General features: G+C 56.1%; 1 rRNA gene. It reads right to left on the bottom strand.

The window, feature by feature from the left end:
• Window positions 1-22: 22 nt before the first annotated feature.
• Window positions 23-1,052 (bottom strand): 23S ribosomal RNA (locus ACFY0U_RS45690); the annotation flags it as partial.

The raw sequence follows: 1,052 nt of genomic DNA, 5'->3' as shown, positions 1-1,052 counted from the left end.
AACACAGTGGACGCGAGCAACTGAGGACAAGCCCTCGGCCTATTAGTACCGGTCACCTCCACCCATTACTGGGCTTCCAGATCCGGCCTATCAACCCAGTCGTCTACTGGGAGCCTTACCCCATCAAGTGGGTGGGAATACTCATCTCGAAGCAGGCTTCCCGCTTAGATGCTTTCAGCGGTTATCCCTCCCGAACGTAGCCAACCAGCCATGCCCTTGGCAGAACAACTGGCACACCAGAGGTTCGTCCGTCCCGGTCCTCTCGTACTAGGGACAGCCCTTCTCAATATTCCTGCGCGCGCAGCGGATAGGGACCGAACTGTCTCACGACGTTCTAAACCCAGCTCGCGTACCGCTTTAATGGGCGAACAGCCCAACCCTTGGGACCGACTCCAGCCCCAGGATGCGACGAGCCGACATCGAGGTGCCAAACCATCCCGTCGATATGGACTCTTGGGGAAGATCAGCCTGTTATCCCCGGGGTACCTTTTATCCGTTGAGCGACGGCGCTTCCACAAGCCACCGCCGGATCACTAGTCCCGACTTTCGTCCCTGCTCGACCCGTCGGTCTCACAGTCAAGCTCCCTTGTGCACTTACACTCAACACCTGATTGCCAACCAGGCTGAGGGAACCTTTGGGCGCCTCCGTTACTCTTTAGGAGGCAACCGCCCCAGTTAAACTACCCATCAGACACTGTCCCTGATCCGGATCACGGACCCAGGTTAGACATCCAGCACGACCAGACTGGTATTTCAACGACGACTCCCCCTGAACTGGCGTCCAGAGTTCACAGTCTCCCAGCTATCCTACACAAGCCGAACCGAACACCAATATCAAACTGTAGTAAAGGTCCCGGGGTCTTTCCGTCCTGCTGCGCGAAACGAGCATCTTTACTCGTAGTGCAATTTCACCGGGCCTATGGTTGAGACAGTCGAGAAGTCGTTACGCCATTCGTGCAGGTCGGAACTTACCCGACAAGGAATTTCGCTACCTTAGGATGGTTATAGTTACCACCGCCGTTTACTGGCGCTTAAGTTCTCAGCTTCGCCAC

The sequence above is a fragment of the Streptomyces sp. NPDC001536 genome (genome assembly GCF_042894505.1).
Classification (GTDB): domain Bacteria; phylum Actinomycetota; class Actinomycetes; order Streptomycetales; family Streptomycetaceae; genus Streptomyces.
This window is presented reverse-complemented; position numbering and strand designations above follow the sequence as displayed.